Source organism: Streptomyces venezuelae, from assembly GCF_008642355.1.
In the GTDB taxonomy this organism is placed as follows: domain Bacteria; phylum Actinomycetota; class Actinomycetes; order Streptomycetales; family Streptomycetaceae; genus Streptomyces; species Streptomyces venezuelae_B.
In genome coordinates this window covers 7570396-7585741 of record NZ_CP029193.1, presented here as the reverse complement: position 1 = coordinate 7585741, position 15346 = coordinate 7570396, and the positions used below count along the sequence as shown (strand labels likewise).

The window sequence follows — 15346 nt, the reverse complement described above, 5'->3', positions numbered from 1 at the left end:
CCCGTTCAGACGCGGCGGACCAGCGGGAAGGGCAGGGTCTCGCGGATGGTCAGGCCGGTGAGGAACATGACGAGCCGGTCGACGCCGATACCGAGGCCGCCGGTGGGGGGCATCGCGTACTCCAGCGCGTCGAGGAAGTCCTCGTCGATCTCCATGGCCTCGGGGTCTCCCCCGGCGGCCAGCAGTGACTGCGCCGTGAGGCGGCGGCGCTGCTCGACGGGGTCGGTCAACTCCGAGTAGGCGGTGCCGAGTTCCGTACCGAAGGCGACGAGGTCCCAGCGTTCGGCGAGGCGTGGGTCGGTGCGGTGCCGGCGGGTGAGCGGCGACACGTCGGTCGGGAAGTCCTTGTAGAAGGTGGGCAGCTTCGTCCTCTCCTCGACGAGCCGCTCGTACATCTCCAGGACGACGTCGCCGCGGCCGTCGTCCGTCGTGTAAGGGACGGCGGCCCGGTCGCACAGTCGGCGCAGCGCCTCCACCGGCGTGTCCGCGTCGATCTCCTGGCCCAGCGCTTCGGAGATCGCGCCGTACACCGTCTTGACGGGCCAGGGCCCGGAGATGTCGTGCTCGACGCCGTCCTTGCAGACCACCGGCCTGCCGAACGCGGCGGTCGCGGCGCCCTGGATCAGTTCGCGGGTGAGGTCGAGCATCACGTCGTAGTCGGCGAAGGCCTGGTAGGCCTCCAGCATCGTGAACTCGGGGTTGTGTTTGTAGGAGACGCCCTCGTTGCGGAAGGTGCGGCCCATCTCGAAGACCTTCTCCATGCCGCCGACGCAGAGCCGCTTCAGGTACAGCTCGGGGGCGATGCGCAGATACAGGTCGAGGTCGTAGGCGTTGATGTGGGTGGTGAAGGGGCGCGCGTTGGCGCCGCCGTGGATCTGCTGGAGCATCGGCGTCTCGACCTCGAGGTAGCCGCGGTCGAGGAGGCCCTGCCGCAGCGCCTGTACGGCGGTGGAGCGGGCGCGGACCACGTCGCGGGCGCCGGGGCTCGTGACCAGGTCGAGGTAGCGCCTGCGGACCTTGGCCTCGGGGTCGGTCAGGCCGCGGCGCTTGTCGGGGAGCGGGCGCAGGCATTTGCCGGTGAGGTGCCAGTCGGTGACGAAGACGGTGAGCTCGCCCCGGTCGCTGGTGCCGACGGTGCCGGTGGCGGTGATGTGGTCGCCGATGTCGGTCCCCGCGGTGAAGCGGTCCAGGACGTCGGGGCCCGAGGTGTCGCGGGAGAGGGCGAGCTGGAGGTCGCCCGACCAGTCGCGCAGGACGACGAAGACGATGCCGCCGAAGTCGCGTACGAGCATGACGCGGCCCGCCACAGTGACCTGTGACTCCGTCATGTCCCGGTGTACGGCGGCGAGTTCGTGGGTGCGCGGGGGCAGCCCCACGGGGTAGGGGTCGACGCCCTGTTCACGCAGGCGGTCGAGTTTGCGGTGCCGGATGCGGATCTGTTCGGGGAGCTTCGATGCCGGATCGGTGTGGGTGGCGTCGTCCGCGCCGGAGAGGCCGAGTGCGGCGATCGACGGGAGGCCCTCGGTGGTCGCGGGCTGCGTGACGCCCCGCGGCTTGTGGCCCTTGCCCCAGAGCTTGCGCAGGGATGGCACCGAGACGAAGCCCTCGGCGATGCCGGACGCCAGGCTGATGCGGGCGAGGGCGCCGCTGTCGCCGTAACAGATGAACCGCGGATACCACTCGGGGTGGTACTTGGCGTTGGAGCGGTAGAGCGCCTCCAGCTGCCACCACTTGGAAAAGAAAAGGAGCAGCTTGCGCCACAACCGCAGCACCGGGCCGGCGCCGATGCGGCCGCCCTCCTCGAAGACCGAGCGGAACACGGCGAAGTTCAGGGAGATGCGGCGCACACCGGACCGGGGAGCGGCCGCGCAGAGTTCGGCGACCATGAACTCCATGACGCCGTTGGGTGCGGTGCGGTCGCGGCGCATCAGGTCCAGGGAGATGCCGTCCTTGCCCCAGGGGACGAGGGAGAGCAGCGCGAGGAGTTTCCCGTCGGCGTCCAGGGCCTCGACGAGGAGGCAGTCGCCGTCCTCGGGGTCGCCGAGGCGGTCCAGGGCCATGGAGAAGCCCCGTTCGGTCTCGGTGTCCCGCCAGGCGTCGGCCTTGTCGACGATCTCCTCCATCTCCGCGTCGGTGAGGGTGGAGTGCCGGCGGATGCGGGCGGTGGCACCGGTGCGGCGGACGCGGTTGACGGCCTGGCGGGTGACGCGCATGTCGCGGCCGTCCAGGTCGAAGTCGGCGACGTGCAGGATCGCCTCGTCGCCCAGTTGCAGCGCGCCGAGCCCGGCGCGGGCGTACGCGGTCGCGCCGTCCTCGGAGGCGCCCATCACGGCGGGGGCCCAGGCGTACCGCCGTGCCACGTCCAGCCAGGCGCCGATCGCGTGCGGCCAGGCCTCACGGTCACCGACGGGGTCGCCGCTGGCCAGGCAGACGCCGGCCTCGACGCGGTAGGTGACGGCCGCCTTGCCGCTCGGTGAGAAGACGACGGCCTTGTCGCGCCGGGTCGCGAAGTAGCCGAGGGAGTCCTGTGCTCCGTAGGCGCCGAGGAGGGCGCGGATGCGGGACTCCTCGTCGCCGTGGAGGGCCGCTTCCATGCGCTGGGAGCGGAAGAGGGTGGCGGTGGCGTTGAGCAGGGCGAGGGCGCCGAACAGGCCGAGCCAGAAGTACAGGCCGCGCCGCGGGGCGCCGTCGAAGTAGTCGTGGCCGTGGATCAGGCCGCCGCAGACCCGGTTCGCAGCCCACAGCAGCCGCTCGCCGCGCACGAGGGTGCCGGGGAACAGCTCGACCAGGCCCCAGCCCGCCAGGATCGCGACGCCGAGTCCGGTGGCGAGGACCGCGGTGGCCCGCCACACGGCGCCGCGCCGGGAGTCGGCGGAGAACTCCTTGCGGGCGAGGATCAACAGGACGAAGGCGGCGCCGCAGATCACGAAGGAGGGCAGCGACTCCGCCCAGAAGCCGAGGGCCGCGCCCAGCACGTCGAAGGCGAGGAGCAGACCCAGGTAGCTGACGACGAGCCACCAGGCGACCTTCTTGCGGGCGGCGGTCGCGGCGGCGAGCAGGAAGAGGAAGACGGCGTACGCGAGGTTCGCGCTGACCGGGACCGTCAGGAGGTCGAGGACGCGGATGACGGGCATGAGCAGGCGGCGCAGCGGCGAGATGACCGCGACGACCGCGCAGAAGACGCCGAGCGCGCCGAAGAAGGCGGCGAAGCCTTCCGGAACGCGGCCGAGGAAGCCGTTCCCGGCCCGTATCCGTCCTCCGGCCTCGGGCTCCTCCGTGCTCACCGTCATGGCACGACTCTAGGAAGAGGTGTGCCGCCGCGCGCGTCGAGGGCGGCGGGACGGGGCATGCGGGCCCACCCGGCGCGGCGGGTCGAGGGGTACGCCTCGCCCGGCCCGCCCGGCCCGGAACTCAGGCGGTATGAATGCCTCCGCTAATCTCTGGGCGTGAGTGAAGACCAGTCCCAGCAGTTCGAACGCGGCACCGACGGGCCCAAGGTGATCGTCGTCGGGGTCGACGGCTCCGACTCCTCGCTGAGAGCTGCGGCATATGCCGGTGGCCTGGCGCGACGGCAGCGGGCTCTGCTCGCCGTCGTGTACATCCAGCCGGTCCTTGCGGCGGGTGCCGCGTTCGGGGTGCCGGTCGCCGAGACCACCGACGAGATCGCCGAGGGGCTCATCGCGGAGATCCGGGCCGCGACCGAGCGGGTGAAGGACATATTCGACGTCCGCTGGGAGTTCCACACCTTCCGGGGTGACCCCTACACCGGTCTGGTCACCGCGGCCGACGACCTCAAGGCCGACGCCGTCGTCGTGGGCGCCTCCGAGCAGGCGGGCCACCGCATCGTGGGCTCGGTCGCCGTCCGACTGGTCAAGGCGGGCCGCTGGCCGGTCACGGTGGTTCCGTAGGACCCGCGTACTCCGCGGAACCCGCATACTCCGTCATACCCGCATGACCTGACCTGGTGTGGCTCCTTCCGTAGCGCCGCGCGCTGGGCCATCATGATCCGCCATCAGCCGACGGCCGTCTGCGAAGAGGTGGAGCTCATGTCGGGACTACGGATGGGTCAGGGCGTGCTGCGCCGCAAGCCCATCGAGCAGATCGAGGAGACCGAGGAGGGGGCGGGCGGCGGGCTCGCCAAGTCCCTCGGGCTCTGGCAGCTCACCGCCATCGGCGTCGGCGGGATCATCGGCGCCGGCATCTTCAGCCTCGCCGGGGCCGTCGCCAACGGCACGGCGGGCCCCGCGGTGCTGATCTCCTTCCTGATCGCCGGTGTCGCGAGCGCGGCCGCCGCCTTCTCGTACGCCGAGTTCGCCGGCATGATCCCGAAGGCGGGGTCGGCGTACACCTACGGCTATGTGGTGCTCGGCGAGCTGACCGGCTGGTTCATCGGCTGGGACCTGCTCCTGGAGTACACCGCGATCGTCGCCGTGGTCGCCATCGGCATCTCCGGGTACTTCGGATTCCTCGTCGAGGAGATGGGCGCCGAGCTGCCGAACTGGATGATGGGGGCGCCCGGCACCGGCGACGGGCACAAGGTCGACCTGTTCGCCGCGGTGCTGTGCCTGTTCATCGCGTACCTGCTGACGCTCGGCATCAAGAACGCCGCGCGCTTCGAGATGATCGTGGTCGTCCTGAAGGTGATCGTGGTCCTCGTCGTGATCGCGGTCGGCTTCTTCCACATCGAGACCGGCAACTACGATCCGTTCTTCCCCTACGGGGTCAGCGGCGCTTTCACGGGCGCGGCGACCGTCTTCTTCGCGGTGTTCGGCTACGACGCCATGTCGACGGCGGCCGAGGAGTCCAAGGACGCGCAGCGGCACATGCCGAAGGCGATCCTGTACTCCCTCGCCATCTCGATGGTGCTGTACGTCCTCGCGTGCCTGGTCCTCACCGGCATGCAGAGCTACAAGGACGTCGACCCGGAGAGCGGCTTCTCCACGGCCTTCAAGTCCGTGGGGCTCGGCGGTCTCGCGGATGTCATCGCGGTGGGCGCGATCATCGGCATCCTCACCGTGATGTTCACGTTCATGCTGGGCTGCACGCGCGTGTGGTTCTCGATGAGCCGGGACGGTCTCCTTCCCAAGTGGTTCGCCAAGACGCATCCGACGCGGCACGTGCCGACGCGTGTGACGTGGATCGTCGGGGTCGCGTCGGCCGCCATCGCCGGGTTCCTGCCCATCGGCGAGGCGGCCGAGCTGACCAACATCGGCATCCTGCTGGCGTTCGTGGTGGTGTGCGTCGCGGTGATCGTGCTGCGGTACAAGCGGCCGGAGCTGCCGCGCACGTTCCGCTGCCCCGGCATGCCGGTGGTGCCCGCGATCGGGGTGGTCTTCTCGATCTGGCTGATCACGTTCCTGCAGTGGCAGACCTGGGCGCGGTTCGCCGTGTGGTTCGCGCTCGGCCTCGTCGTCTACTTCGGCTACTCGTACCGCAAGTCGGAGCTGGCGAGGACGGACGGGAGCGGCGCCGGGAAGTGAGGCGATTCCCGGCCCGGCCCTAGCCGCGACCGGTCCTGTCGCGGCTACTTCCCCATGACGAGGCCGTCCTTGCCCGCGCCGCGGCTGAGGACGACGCGGCGGATGCGGTCACGGACGTCGCCCAGGTCGGCGCCGCGGTCGAGGGCGGTGTTGAGGTTGACGACGCGGACGGAGTCCGTGTCGAACAGCATCGGGAGGAACTCGGCCTTCCGCACCTCCCAGCGGGCGCCCGCCTCGGCGGGCGGCGCGAAGGTGAAGCGGGCGATGGTTCCCTGGTTGCCGCGCGGGTCGTGCGCGCCCTCGTGATTGATCATCTCGCCGGCGACCTGGTCGCCCATGCCGTAGACGACCCAGGTGCCGTTGACCTTCTCGTAGGCCTGCGGCACGTGGGCATGGGTGCCGAGGATGAGGTCGATGTCGGGGCGCCCGCCGGTGCGGGACGCCGTGAGCTGTTTCCCGAGCCGCAACTGCTGCTTGTCGGGCGCGTCCTGCCACTCGGTGCCCCAGTGCAGGCTGACGACCACGACGTCCGCGCCCGCCCTGCGGGCCGCCCTGGCGTCCGCGACGATCTTGTCGCGGTCGATGAGGTCGACGGTCCACGGCTTGCCCTTCGGCAACGGATAGCCGTTCGTGCCGTACGTGTACGCGAGCTGCGCGACCTTCGCGTCGCCCGCCCGCAGCCACGCCGGGGTCTTGTCCTCGGCGGCCGTGCGGGCCGAGCCCGCGTGTTTGACGCCCGCCTTGTCGAGCGCGTCCAGGGTGCGGCGCACGCCGTCCGCGCCGTCGTCGAGGGTGTGGTTGGAGGCGGTTGAGCACGCGTCGTACCCGGTGGCCTTGAGGGCGCGGGCCACCTGGGGCGGGGACTTGAAGCTGGGGTAGCCGCTGTAGTCGCCGTTGGCGCCGTAGACCGTCTCCATGTGGCAGATCGCCAGGTCGGCCTTGCTGATGACGGGTTTGGCGCCCGCGAGCATCGGCTTGAAGTCGTAGCCGTCGCCGCCCGCGTCCGCGTGGGCCTTGCGGATGATCGAGGCGTGCGGCAGGACGTCGCCGGAGGCGGCGAGGGTGAAGCCGCGCTTGCCTGCCGCGGAGCCGCCGGCCGGGCGGTGCGCCGGGGCCGCGCCCTCGTCGGCGCGGTGGGAGTCACCGTGCCGGACGGGCTCATGGCCTGTCGCCGGCTGCTGGGCCGTGCAGGCCGCGGTGCCCGCGAGACCGGCGATCAGGAGGGCGCCGGCGGCGGCCTTCGCGGGGCTCGGGCGCGCGGCCTTCCGCGGCTTGTGGGAGGTGGGGATGGGGCCTGTGTGCCGTGTGATCCGTGGGCGCTGTCTCATCGGGCGGACTCCCTGGCTGGGGTGATAATCGGCCAGATGAATCCACATACGGACTTAACGGGTAATCAAGGACCATTGCCGTTCAAGTACCTGAAACGGAGTCATACAATTCCACCTGTGACACGAACAACACAGGGCGTCTCACCTGCGGTGAAACCGACGTCCGGGTCAAGCCTCCGTAAAGCGCCTTGCCCGGGCCCCCTTCCGGGTAATCGGCTGTCCTCACCGTGAGCCGGATTGGGGGGCCAGAGCCGGACGCGCACGGACCGGAGGAAGGCGGAGCAGGATGCGGCACGAGAGCAGAGGAAACCCCGACGGCACGGAGGGCCCCCGGGGCGGCGAACTGATCGTTCCCATGGCGTGGTTGTACGCCGAGTACATCGCCGACGAGCTGCTGCGCACCGGCGATCTGATGCCGCCCACCTCCTTCGAGTACCGGGCGGGCCGCGACGCCCTCGCCCTGACGATCTTCCTGGCGGACACCGAGGGCGAGCTCTCCGGAATCCGTGTGGTCTCCCAGCTGGAGACCTGGCTGAGCCTGACCGCGTACGGCCAGCCCTGGCAGGACTGGGTGCGCGAGCGGATGGCGCTGCTCACGGCGGGTGCCGCCGAGGGACCCGGGCCCGATCTGGACCTCGCCGACCAGGCGTGGCGCTGGCTGCAGGAGACCGAGCTCCTGGCGCCCGACCTGGACTCCGTGCCCGGCCGCGCCGTCCAGGGCGAGGAGGACGGGCCGAAGGTGTGGACTCCGGCGTGGCGCCTCGGGCTGCCGCTGGGGCATCTGGCGATCCATCTCTTCTGAGACCCTTCGGCCCTTGAGTGATTCGGTGTTCCGCCGCGTACCGGAGGAGGAACAGCACTCCGCACCGACACGGAACGGCAGGGAAAGCCATGAGGCCCCTGGAGCGGCATCGTGACGCGGGCGCCTACGCGCTCGGCGTCCTGGACGAGGCGGACGCCTTCCGCTTCGAGGATCACCTCATGGACTGTCCGGCCTGCCTCCTGGAACTCGGCGAACTCCACGCACCCGCACGTCAGTTGGGGCTGTACGACCGGGCGACCCCGGCAGCCGTGGACCCGTTCGCCGCGCCCTCCCCCGGCCTCCTGGACCGCCTTCTGGGCCGGGCGGGGCGGCTCTCCGGTGTCCGGCGCGGGCGTCGGCTGTGCGCACGCGCCGTCGGCGCCGTCCTGGTCCTCGGCGTGTCCACCGTGTCCACCCTGTCCGCCTTGAGCGTCGTGCCGACGGACGACCCGGGGACGGTGCGGATCGCCGCGCGCGACGCCCGCAGCGGGCTCTCCGCCAAGCTCACCGCCCGGGACCGCGCGTGGGGCACGGAGATCGGCCTCACGGTGCGGGACGCGGCGGCCGACGGGCGGGTCTGCGAGCTGGTCGCCGTCGCCGCCGACGGGTCGGAGCGGACCGTCATGTCGTGGCGGGCTCCCGCCCCGGCGGTTCGCACGGAGGGCACCGCCGCCCTGCGTACGGCGCAGACCGACCGGTACGAGGTGCGCACGGCGCGGGGGAAGCCGCTGCTGACCCTGCGGCGCCCCTGAACCGACCTGCAACCCCGCACTACTTCAGCAGCCGGGACATCCTTCGGTCCGCGAGCAGCTTCCCGCCCGTCTGGCAGGTCGGGCAGTACTGCAGCGAGGAGTCGGCGAAGGAGACCTCCCTGATCGTGTCGCCGCACACCGGGCACGGCTCGCCGGTGCGGCCGTGCACGCGCAGGCCGCTCTTCTTCTCCGCCTTGAGGCGGCCTGCCGCGACACCGCGCGAGCGCTCCACCGCCTCGGTCAGCGTGGCCAACAGCGCCACATGCAGCCCATGGACTTCCTCCTCGGTCAGGCTCGACGTGAGCCGGAAGGGTGACATGCGGGCCGCGTGCAGGATCTCGTCGCTGTACGCGTTCCCGACGCCCGCGATCAGGCTCTGGTCGCGCAACGCCCCCTTGATCTGGCGCCGTTCTCCCGCGAGGAGACCCGCGAACCGCTGCTCGTCGAAGTCGGGGGCCAGCGGGTCGGGGCCGAGCCGTGCGATGCCGGGGAGCTCCAGCGGCGCCTCGGTGACGTACACCGCGAGGCGCTTCTGCGTACCGGCTTCCGTGAGGTCGAAGGCCTCCCCCGTCGTCAGGGTGGCACGCAGCGCCAGCGGGCCCTTGCCGGGGCGCGGCATGCCGTCGGGGACGCTGTCGTGCCAGCGCAGCCAGCCCGCGCGGGCGAGGTGGGTGACCAGGTGCGTGCCTTCGGCGTCGATGTCGAGGAACTTGCCGTGCCGCTCCACGGCGGTGACGGTGCGGCCCTCCAGGGCGCCGGGCGGTGGATCGTACGTCTTCAGGACGCTGATGGCGACGGGCAGCACGCGCTCGATCTCCCTGCCGACCAGATGGTCCGTCAGGAACTCGCGCAGCGCTTCCACTTCTGGCAGTTCGGGCATGGCTCTTCCCTCACTCCCGCTCTTCTCGGGCGGGCACGATGAACTCGCACCACACGCATTTGCCGCCGCCGCGCGCCTCGACGCCCCACACGTCCGCGAGCCGGTCCACCAGAAGCAGGCCGCGGCCCGACACCCCGGACTCGCCCGCGTCTCGGCGCCGGGGCAGGGCGCTCGACGAGTCCTCGACGTCGACGCGCAGCCGCCGGTCGGTGCCGGTCAGGACGCGCAGGGTCACGACGGCGGACCCGTCGGTGTGCATGAGCGCGTTGGTGATCACTTCGTCGGCCACGAGCTCGATCTCGTCGGCGCGCTCGCCCGCGCCCCAGGCCCGCACCGCGGCCCTGATCATGTGCCGGGCCTCGGCGAGCGCCTCGGGATCGCTCGGGGCGACGTGCTGCTGGAGGCGTCCGCCCGAGCGGGGCGCGTCCACCGTGTGGCGGCGCAGGAGCAGGAGCGCCGCGTCGTCGTCCCCGCCGCGGCCGTCGACGATGCCGCAGAGCCGGTCGGCGAGCCGCTGCAGGTCGCGGGGGGCGACGGCGGCGAGTTCCGCGAGGGCGCGCATGCCGTCGTCGAGGTCGGCGCCGGGCTCCTCGACGAGGCCGTCGGTGCAGAGCAGCAAGGTCTGTCCCGGGTCGAGTTCGAGGGTGGTGACGGGGTAGTCGAGGCGGCCGAACTCCGCGGAGAGGCCGAGGGGCAGGCCGCCGTCCACGGAGATCCGGAGGCAGGAGCCGTCGGTGCGCTGGAGGAGCGGGTCGAGGTGTCCGGCGCGGACGAGCTGGACCACGCCGGTGGTCAGGTCGGCGTCGGCGTAGAGGCAGGTCGCGAAGCGGTCGGTGTCCAGTTCGTGCAGGAAGGTGGAGGCGCGGGCCATGACGGTTGCGGGTGTGTGGCCCTCGGCGGCGTAGGCGCGCAGGACGATGCGGAGCTGGCCCATGACGGCGGCGGCGTGCGTGTCGTGGCCCTGCACGTCGCCGATGACGGCGCCGACGTGCCCGCCGGGCAGCGGGATCACGTCGTACCAGTCGCCGCCGATGTCCCGTCCGAGCGCCGCCGAGCGGTACCGGACGGCGATCTCCGCGCCCGGCACGCCGGGGATGGTGCGGGGCAGCATGGCCTGCTGGAGGCCTTGTGCGAGGTCCTTCTCCTGCTCGTAGAACATGGCGCGCTGCAGGCTCTGCGCGATGCTGCTGCCCAGGGCGACCAGGACGTTGCGCTCCTCCTCGGTGAAGCCCGTCTTGTCCTGGTAGAGCAGGCCGAGCACGCCGATGGGGCGGGCCTGCGCGATCAGCGGCAGGTAGGCCGCCGCGGTGATGCCCAGCTCGTCGATGTGCGGCCAGAGCAGCGGGTAGGACTCGGCGAAGTCGTCGGCCGTCTCGATGTAGCGGGGCGCGAGGGTGCGGACGACCTCGCTCATCGGGTAGTCCTCGTCGACGCCCGTGAGGCGGGTGCCGGGCACGAAGCTGCCCGCGGGGCCCTCGGCGACGAGGCGGATGCGGCCGGCTTCGACGAGGCCCATGACGAGGTTGGAGGCGCCCAGGTGGGCGAGGCCGTGGGTGTCGCGCAGGACGTCGATGACGTCACGGACCGTGCGGGCGTGCGCCAGCGCCGCCGTGGTGCCCTGGACGAGGCTCGTGGTGCGGCGCCGCTCCGCCTCCTCGTCGGCGCGCTCGCGCAGCGCGGCGGGGCTGTCGCCGAGCTCCCGGGTGGCGTCCCTGACGAGGCCCACGATGCGGCGCGGGCGGCCCGTCTCGTCCCGCTGGATGCAGCCCTGCGTGTGGGTCCAGCGCAGCGCCCCGGTGTGGCAGCGGATGCGGAAGTACGCGCCGTACGTCTCGCTGCCGTCCTTCAGGGCGTGGGAGACGATCTGGTCCAGGCGGTGCCCCTCGACGGTCGGCACGCGGAAGGCGAGGGTCTCCGGCCGGTTGTCGTATTGCTCGGGTCGTACGTCGAAGACCTCGTGGGCGGTGGCGTCCATCGTCATCAGGCCCGTGTCGAGGTCCCAGTCGAAGCGGCCCGTGCGCAGCGCGGCCCCGTACAGCGCGAGGAAACAGCCGGCCGGTTCCCCGGCCGGCTGCTGTCCACAGCGGCATTGCCCCGCCGGGTCGTGCTCCATGGGATCACGCTAGGCGGAGGCTCCCGCGCCCGCACGCGGGAGCACGGCGCCCGTGGCGGGGTGCGGAGGGCGGCGGGCAGGGATCCGCCGTCCAACCGCGGGCCCCGCCATGTCGACACCCGTATGCGGGGGACGGCTACGCCGTCTCCGCGACCTTGCTCTGGACCCGCATCGCCACCTCCGTCCACATCTCCGCGCTCTCCCCGGCCAGATAGGCGACGATGCCCCTGCAGTGCGGCGGGACTTTCTCGATGATCTGGTCCCACTCGTCCATGCTGATCGTGTGGATGTTGAGGAGCCGCAGCAGGGTGCGGCCGATCTCGCTGAAGCGCAGCGCCGGGTCCGCCTTGAGGCGTTTGACGGCGGCGGCACGGTCCTGGGCCGCGTCCCGGTCGGGGACGGCCGAGGGGCGGTGGACCCGCGGTGCGGGAAGGCGGCTCCCCTGCTCGGTCCGCTTCCCGCGCTGCGGGACGGGGTCCTCGCCGCGCATCATGCGGTTGCGCACGTCCCGTACGGTCTCCGGCGAGATGGAGGCGACGCGGGCCACCTGGCGCAGCGACAGGGCGGGGTTCTGTGCGATCAGCTCGCTGGCGACCCTGCGCCCCTCGGCGCCGTTGATGGGCCGCACCCGGCCGTCGTGGCCGATCCGGGTCTCCTCGCCGTCCCTGCCTCCGGGCGCGCGCCTGCGGATGTCCGCGACGGTGCCGGGCGCGATGCCGCTGACCGAGGCGATCATGCGGTCCGACCACTGCGGGTGCGTGGCGATGATGCGGGCGGCCGCCCGCTTGCGGTCGGCCGTGGTCAGCGGCAGGCCGTGGGTGACGTTGGACTCGACGGCGAGGACGAAGGCGTCGTCCTCGGCGCCGTCGAAGTACTTCACGGCGATCTTGCGCTGCCCCTGGAGTTCGGCGGCGCGCAGGCGGTGCAGTCCGTCGATGACCCGCATCGTCGGGCGGTGCACCGTGATGGGCGGCAGCGGGGTCTGCACGACCGCCAGTGCCTGTACATGCTCCGGATCGACTCCGGCCGTTCGCGGTGAGTCAGCCGTCGAAAGCGAGCCGATCTCGACTTCGACGACCATTAATCGGTCGATCTCTGCGTGCTCGGGTGTTGCCAACTCAACTCCCCCTCAAGCTCTGATGTTCCCCCGTGTGCGTGTCCCGGCACGCCGACCGGTCACGCCACACCGCCGCGCCGCGTACGCGTTCGCCCTTGGTCGAGGGCCCCTGAAGTGAATGCGTTGCGCGCTCTGCAGGCGTGTGTTCTCCCGGATCACGGCGAAGGGTGCGGCGCGCACAGGTGCGCCCTTCGCCGTCTTCAACCACCGCAATCGGATTCCGGGAATTCACGGAATCCGTACCGTCGGGCCGTGGAATGCGTTTCCCCGGCCGGTCATGTTCACCTTAACAACGCGTTTTCCGGCCTGGTACCCCTCACTAGTGGCGCGCCACGGGCTTCGCCACCCCTATTCACCCCTACCGGCCTGCGCTCCGGCCGAGGCCCCCGCGAGGGTGCGTCCCATCAGCGGTGTCAGGGCCTCGACCGCGTGCGCCACCTCGTCGATCTCCGCCCGGGTGAGTGCCTGGTCGCCGTCGCAAAGCGCGGTCCCCGGCTCGGGGTGCACGTCGATCATGACGCCGTCCGCGCCGGCGGCGAGCGCGGCCCGGGTCAGCGGCAGGACGAGGTCCCTGCGGCCGCCGGAGTGCGAGGGGTCGACGATGACGGGCAGGTGGGAGAGGCGCTGGACGACGGGGACGGCACTGATGTCCAGGGTGTTGCGGGTGGCGGTCTCGAAGGTGCGGATGCCGCGTTCGCAGAGCACGATGTCGAGGTTGCCGCGCTGGGCGATGTACTCGGCGGCCATCAGCCACTCCTCGACGGTGGCACCGAAGCCGCGCTTGAGCAGGACGGGCCGTCCCGCCGCGCCGACCTCTTGGAGCAGGGCGAAGTTGTGCATGTTGCGGGTGCCGATCTGCAGCATGTCGGCGTAGGGCGCGACGAGTTCGACGCTGGCCGGGTCGATGACCTCGGTCACCACGGGGAGGCCCGTCTCATCCCGTACGTCGGCGAGGATGCGCAGTCCGCTCTCACCGAGCCCCTGGTAGGCATACGGCGACGTGCGCGGTTTGAAGGCGCCGCCCCTGAGGAGCGTGGCTCCGGCCGCCTTGGCCATGCGGGCGGCGGCGAGGGTCTGCGAGGCGGTCTCGACGGCGCAGGGGCCCGCGATCACGGTCAGTGTGCCGGGGCCGATGGGGACGCCCCCGACGGTCACCACGGAGCGTTCGAGGTGGTGTTCCCTGCTGACCAGCTTGTACGGCACCGAGATGCGCACGACGTCCAGGACACCGCGCAGATGGGCGAGGTTGAGGGCGCCGAAGGCGGCCACGTCGCCGACGAGCCCGACGATGGTGCGGGTCACGCCTCGGCTGACGAACGCGTCCCCGCCCGCCGTGCGCACCAGTTCGACGACCGCGTCCACATCCTGCTGCGTGGCCTCGGGGGCCATCACGACAACCAAGGGTTCCTCCCGTGCCTGAGGATATTCCCCGGAATTCTCTCGGGCCCGTCATAGGGGCCTCTTCGGGGAATTGCGTCGGGCGACCACGGTAGGAGGTGACCGGGCTTTTGCTCAATGAAGTGCCGTTCCCTTGTCCAACTGCCCAATATCGTCCGCCCCTTTACGGAGATCTCGGTCCCGTACCGTCCGTCTCGGGAAGGCGACTTCCACGGCGAGTCCGCCGTCCGCGCGTGCGCGTGCGCTGATCACCGCGTCGTGGGCGAGGGCGATGGCGTGCACGATCACCAGGCCGAGACCGGGGTGGCCGTCGTCGGCGGTTCGGCCGACGCGACGGAGCGGTTGGAAGAGGCGGTGCACCTGCTCGGGCGCCACGGGGTCGCCGGTGTTGGCGACGGAGACGACGGCGTGCCCGTCGCGTACGGCGGTGGTGATCTCCACCCGTCCACCGGGGCGGTTGTGCGCCACCGCGTTGTCCACGAGGCAGGACACCAGGCGCTGGACGAGCGCCGGGTCGCCCGTGACGGGCGCGGGCGCGACGGCGGCCGACACGCGCAGCCCGTGCCGCTCGCTCTCCGGGCGGGCGATGTGCAGCGCCCACTCGGCGAGCGGCGCGAGGTCCAGCTCCTCGCGGTGGACGAGACCGCGGTGGCTGCCCGCGAGTGCCAGCAGGGACTCCAGGATGCGGGCCTGCCGCCGGCTGATCTCCAGGAGCCGCTCGGAGCTCGCGCGAAACGTTTCCGCGGTGGCGTCGCGGTCGGTGAGCGTCTCGCGCAGCAGCGTGTGCTCCAGGGTGAGCGGGGCGCGCAGGGCGTGGGCGGCGTCGGCGACGAACCGCCGGCGGGAGTGGAGGGCCCCTTCCAGCCGGCCGATCAGCCCGTCCACGGTGTCGGCAAACTCCTTGAGCTCGTCGGCCGGTCCCTGGAGGGCCAGCCGCTCGTGCAGGGTGTGCGCGGAGATGCGCTGGACGGTGCCGGTCATCGTCCGCAGCGGGCGCAGCACGCGCCGGGCGACCAGCCGGCCGAGGACGGCGGAGACCACCAGCATGACGGCGAGTGCGACACCGGACTGCACGAGCAACTCGCGCAACTGGTCGGCGTGCTGACGGGACGCCTGTTCCTGGAGCCGCGCGAAGACGTCTCCGGAGCGGGCCGCCGGCCGCACACCGGGGACCCCTCCGCCTGAGCGGCCGTTGCTCGCGTCCGCTCCCGCGCCCATGCCCGCTTCCGCCCCGTCGACGAGGACGCGGTCGGCCGGGAAGCGCAGGACGAGCAGGTACGTGAGCGCGAGCAGGACCGCCCCGGAGGCGACGAGCAGCGCGCCGTACAGCAGCGTGAGACGTACGCCCGCACGCCGCGAGGGCAGGTGCATGGGCCCCTCACATCCGGTGGCCGCCCCGGGGGACCGTCTCGTCGGCGGGCGGGGTGCCGAGTTCGGGCCGTGGGCGGCCGATCGTCGCCTTGATCATGAAGTCCA

11 protein-coding genes are annotated in these 15346 nt (G+C 71.8%); 4 read left to right on the top strand and 7 right to left on the bottom strand.

The window, feature by feature from the left end:
* Positions 1-5: 5 nt before the first annotated feature.
* Complete coding sequence (gene lysX / locus DEJ47_RS34305) at positions 6-3290, bottom strand: bifunctional lysylphosphatidylglycerol synthetase/lysine--tRNA ligase LysX (RefSeq protein ID WP_150175015.1); 3285 nt, start codon at positions 3288-3290, stop codon at positions 6-8.
* Between the two features lie 156 nt (positions 3291-3446).
* Between lysX and DEJ47_RS34300 the strand changes: the two genes are divergently transcribed.
* Together DEJ47_RS34300 and DEJ47_RS34295 are read left to right on the top strand one after the other, a co-directional pair.
* On the top strand, positions 3447-3908 hold the full coding sequence (locus tag DEJ47_RS34300) for a universal stress protein (protein ID WP_150175014.1): 462 nt from the start codon (positions 3447-3449) through the stop codon (positions 3906-3908).
* Positions 3909-4046: 138 nt separating this feature from the next.
* Complete coding sequence (locus DEJ47_RS34295; protein WP_150175013.1) at positions 4047-5480, top strand: amino acid permease; 1434 nt, start codon at positions 4047-4049, stop codon at positions 5478-5480.
* Between the two features lie 44 nt (positions 5481-5524).
* Here the strand turns inward: DEJ47_RS34295 and DEJ47_RS34290 are convergent, their stop codons facing one another.
* On the bottom strand, positions 5525-6808 hold the full coding sequence (locus DEJ47_RS34290; protein WP_150175012.1) for a CapA family protein: 1284 nt from the start codon (positions 6806-6808) through the stop codon (positions 5525-5527).
* Between the two features lie 286 nt (positions 6809-7094).
* On the opposite strand from DEJ47_RS34290, the gene DEJ47_RS34285 reads away from it, so the two are divergent.
* On the top strand, positions 7095-7610 hold the full coding sequence (locus tag DEJ47_RS34285) for a hypothetical protein (RefSeq protein ID WP_150175011.1): 516 nt from the start codon (positions 7095-7097) through the stop codon (positions 7608-7610).
* 89 nt (positions 7611-7699) lie between these two features.
* On the top strand, positions 7700-8362 hold the full coding sequence (locus DEJ47_RS34280) for a zf-HC2 domain-containing protein (RefSeq protein ID WP_150175010.1): 663 nt from the start codon (positions 7700-7702) through the stop codon (positions 8360-8362).
* A 19-nt stretch (positions 8363-8381) separates the two neighbouring features.
* Here DEJ47_RS34280 and DEJ47_RS34275 read toward each other — a convergent pair whose 3' ends face one another.
* From DEJ47_RS34275 to DEJ47_RS34255, 5 genes are all read right to left on the bottom strand, one after another.
* The gene (locus tag DEJ47_RS34275) at positions 8382-9242 is read right to left on the bottom strand and encodes an Fpg/Nei family DNA glycosylase (RefSeq protein WP_150175009.1); all 861 of its coding nucleotides are present in this window, start codon (positions 9240-9242) and stop codon (positions 8382-8384) included.
* A gap of 10 nt (positions 9243-9252) precedes the next feature.
* Positions 9253-11355, bottom strand: coding sequence for a SpoIIE family protein phosphatase (locus DEJ47_RS34270; protein ID WP_150175008.1), 2103 nt, complete (start codon positions 11353-11355; stop codon positions 9253-9255).
* A gap of 136 nt (positions 11356-11491) precedes the next feature.
* Positions 11492-12472, bottom strand: coding sequence for a ParB/RepB/Spo0J family partition protein (locus DEJ47_RS34265; RefSeq protein ID WP_223828613.1), 981 nt, complete (start codon positions 12470-12472; stop codon positions 11492-11494).
* A gap of 348 nt (positions 12473-12820) precedes the next feature.
* Entirely contained in the window at positions 12821-13864 is a 1044-nt protein-coding gene (aroF, locus tag DEJ47_RS34260) for a 3-deoxy-7-phosphoheptulonate synthase (RefSeq protein ID WP_223828782.1), read from the bottom strand.
* Between the two features lie 120 nt (positions 13865-13984).
* Positions 13985-15241 carry a sensor histidine kinase gene (locus DEJ47_RS34255; RefSeq protein WP_150175006.1) on the bottom strand — a complete coding sequence of 419 codons (1257 nt, stop codon included), beginning with the start codon at positions 15239-15241 and terminating at the stop codon, positions 13985-13987.
* Positions 15242-15346: the final 105 nt, after the last annotated feature.

What these genes read in the sequence shown, in the direction of transcription:
- DEJ47_RS34270 (WP_150175008.1), bottom strand. Translation starts at nt 11,355, where the DNA reads ATGGAGCACGACCCGGCGGGGCAATGCCGCTGTGGACAGCAGCCGGCC.
- DEJ47_RS34290 (WP_150175012.1), bottom strand. Translation starts at nt 6,808, where the DNA reads ATGAGACAGCGCCCACGGATCACACGGCACACAGGCCCCATCCCCACC.
- DEJ47_RS34295 (WP_150175013.1), top strand. Translation starts at nt 4,047, where the DNA reads ATGTCGGGACTACGGATGGGTCAGGGCGTGCTGCGCCGCAAGCCCATC.
- DEJ47_RS34285 (WP_150175011.1), top strand. Translation starts at nt 7,095, where the DNA reads ATGCGGCACGAGAGCAGAGGAAACCCCGACGGCACGGAGGGCCCCCGG.
- DEJ47_RS34255 (WP_150175006.1), bottom strand. Translation starts at nt 15,241, where the DNA reads ATGCACCTGCCCTCGCGGCGTGCGGGCGTACGTCTCACGCTGCTGTAC.
- lysX (WP_150175015.1), bottom strand. Translation starts at nt 3,290, where the DNA reads ATGACGGTGAGCACGGAGGAGCCCGAGGCCGGAGGACGGATACGGGCC.
- DEJ47_RS34275 (WP_150175009.1), bottom strand. Translation starts at nt 9,242, where the DNA reads ATGCCCGAACTGCCAGAAGTGGAAGCGCTGCGCGAGTTCCTGACGGAC.
- DEJ47_RS34280 (WP_150175010.1), top strand. Translation starts at nt 7,700, where the DNA reads ATGAGGCCCCTGGAGCGGCATCGTGACGCGGGCGCCTACGCGCTCGGC.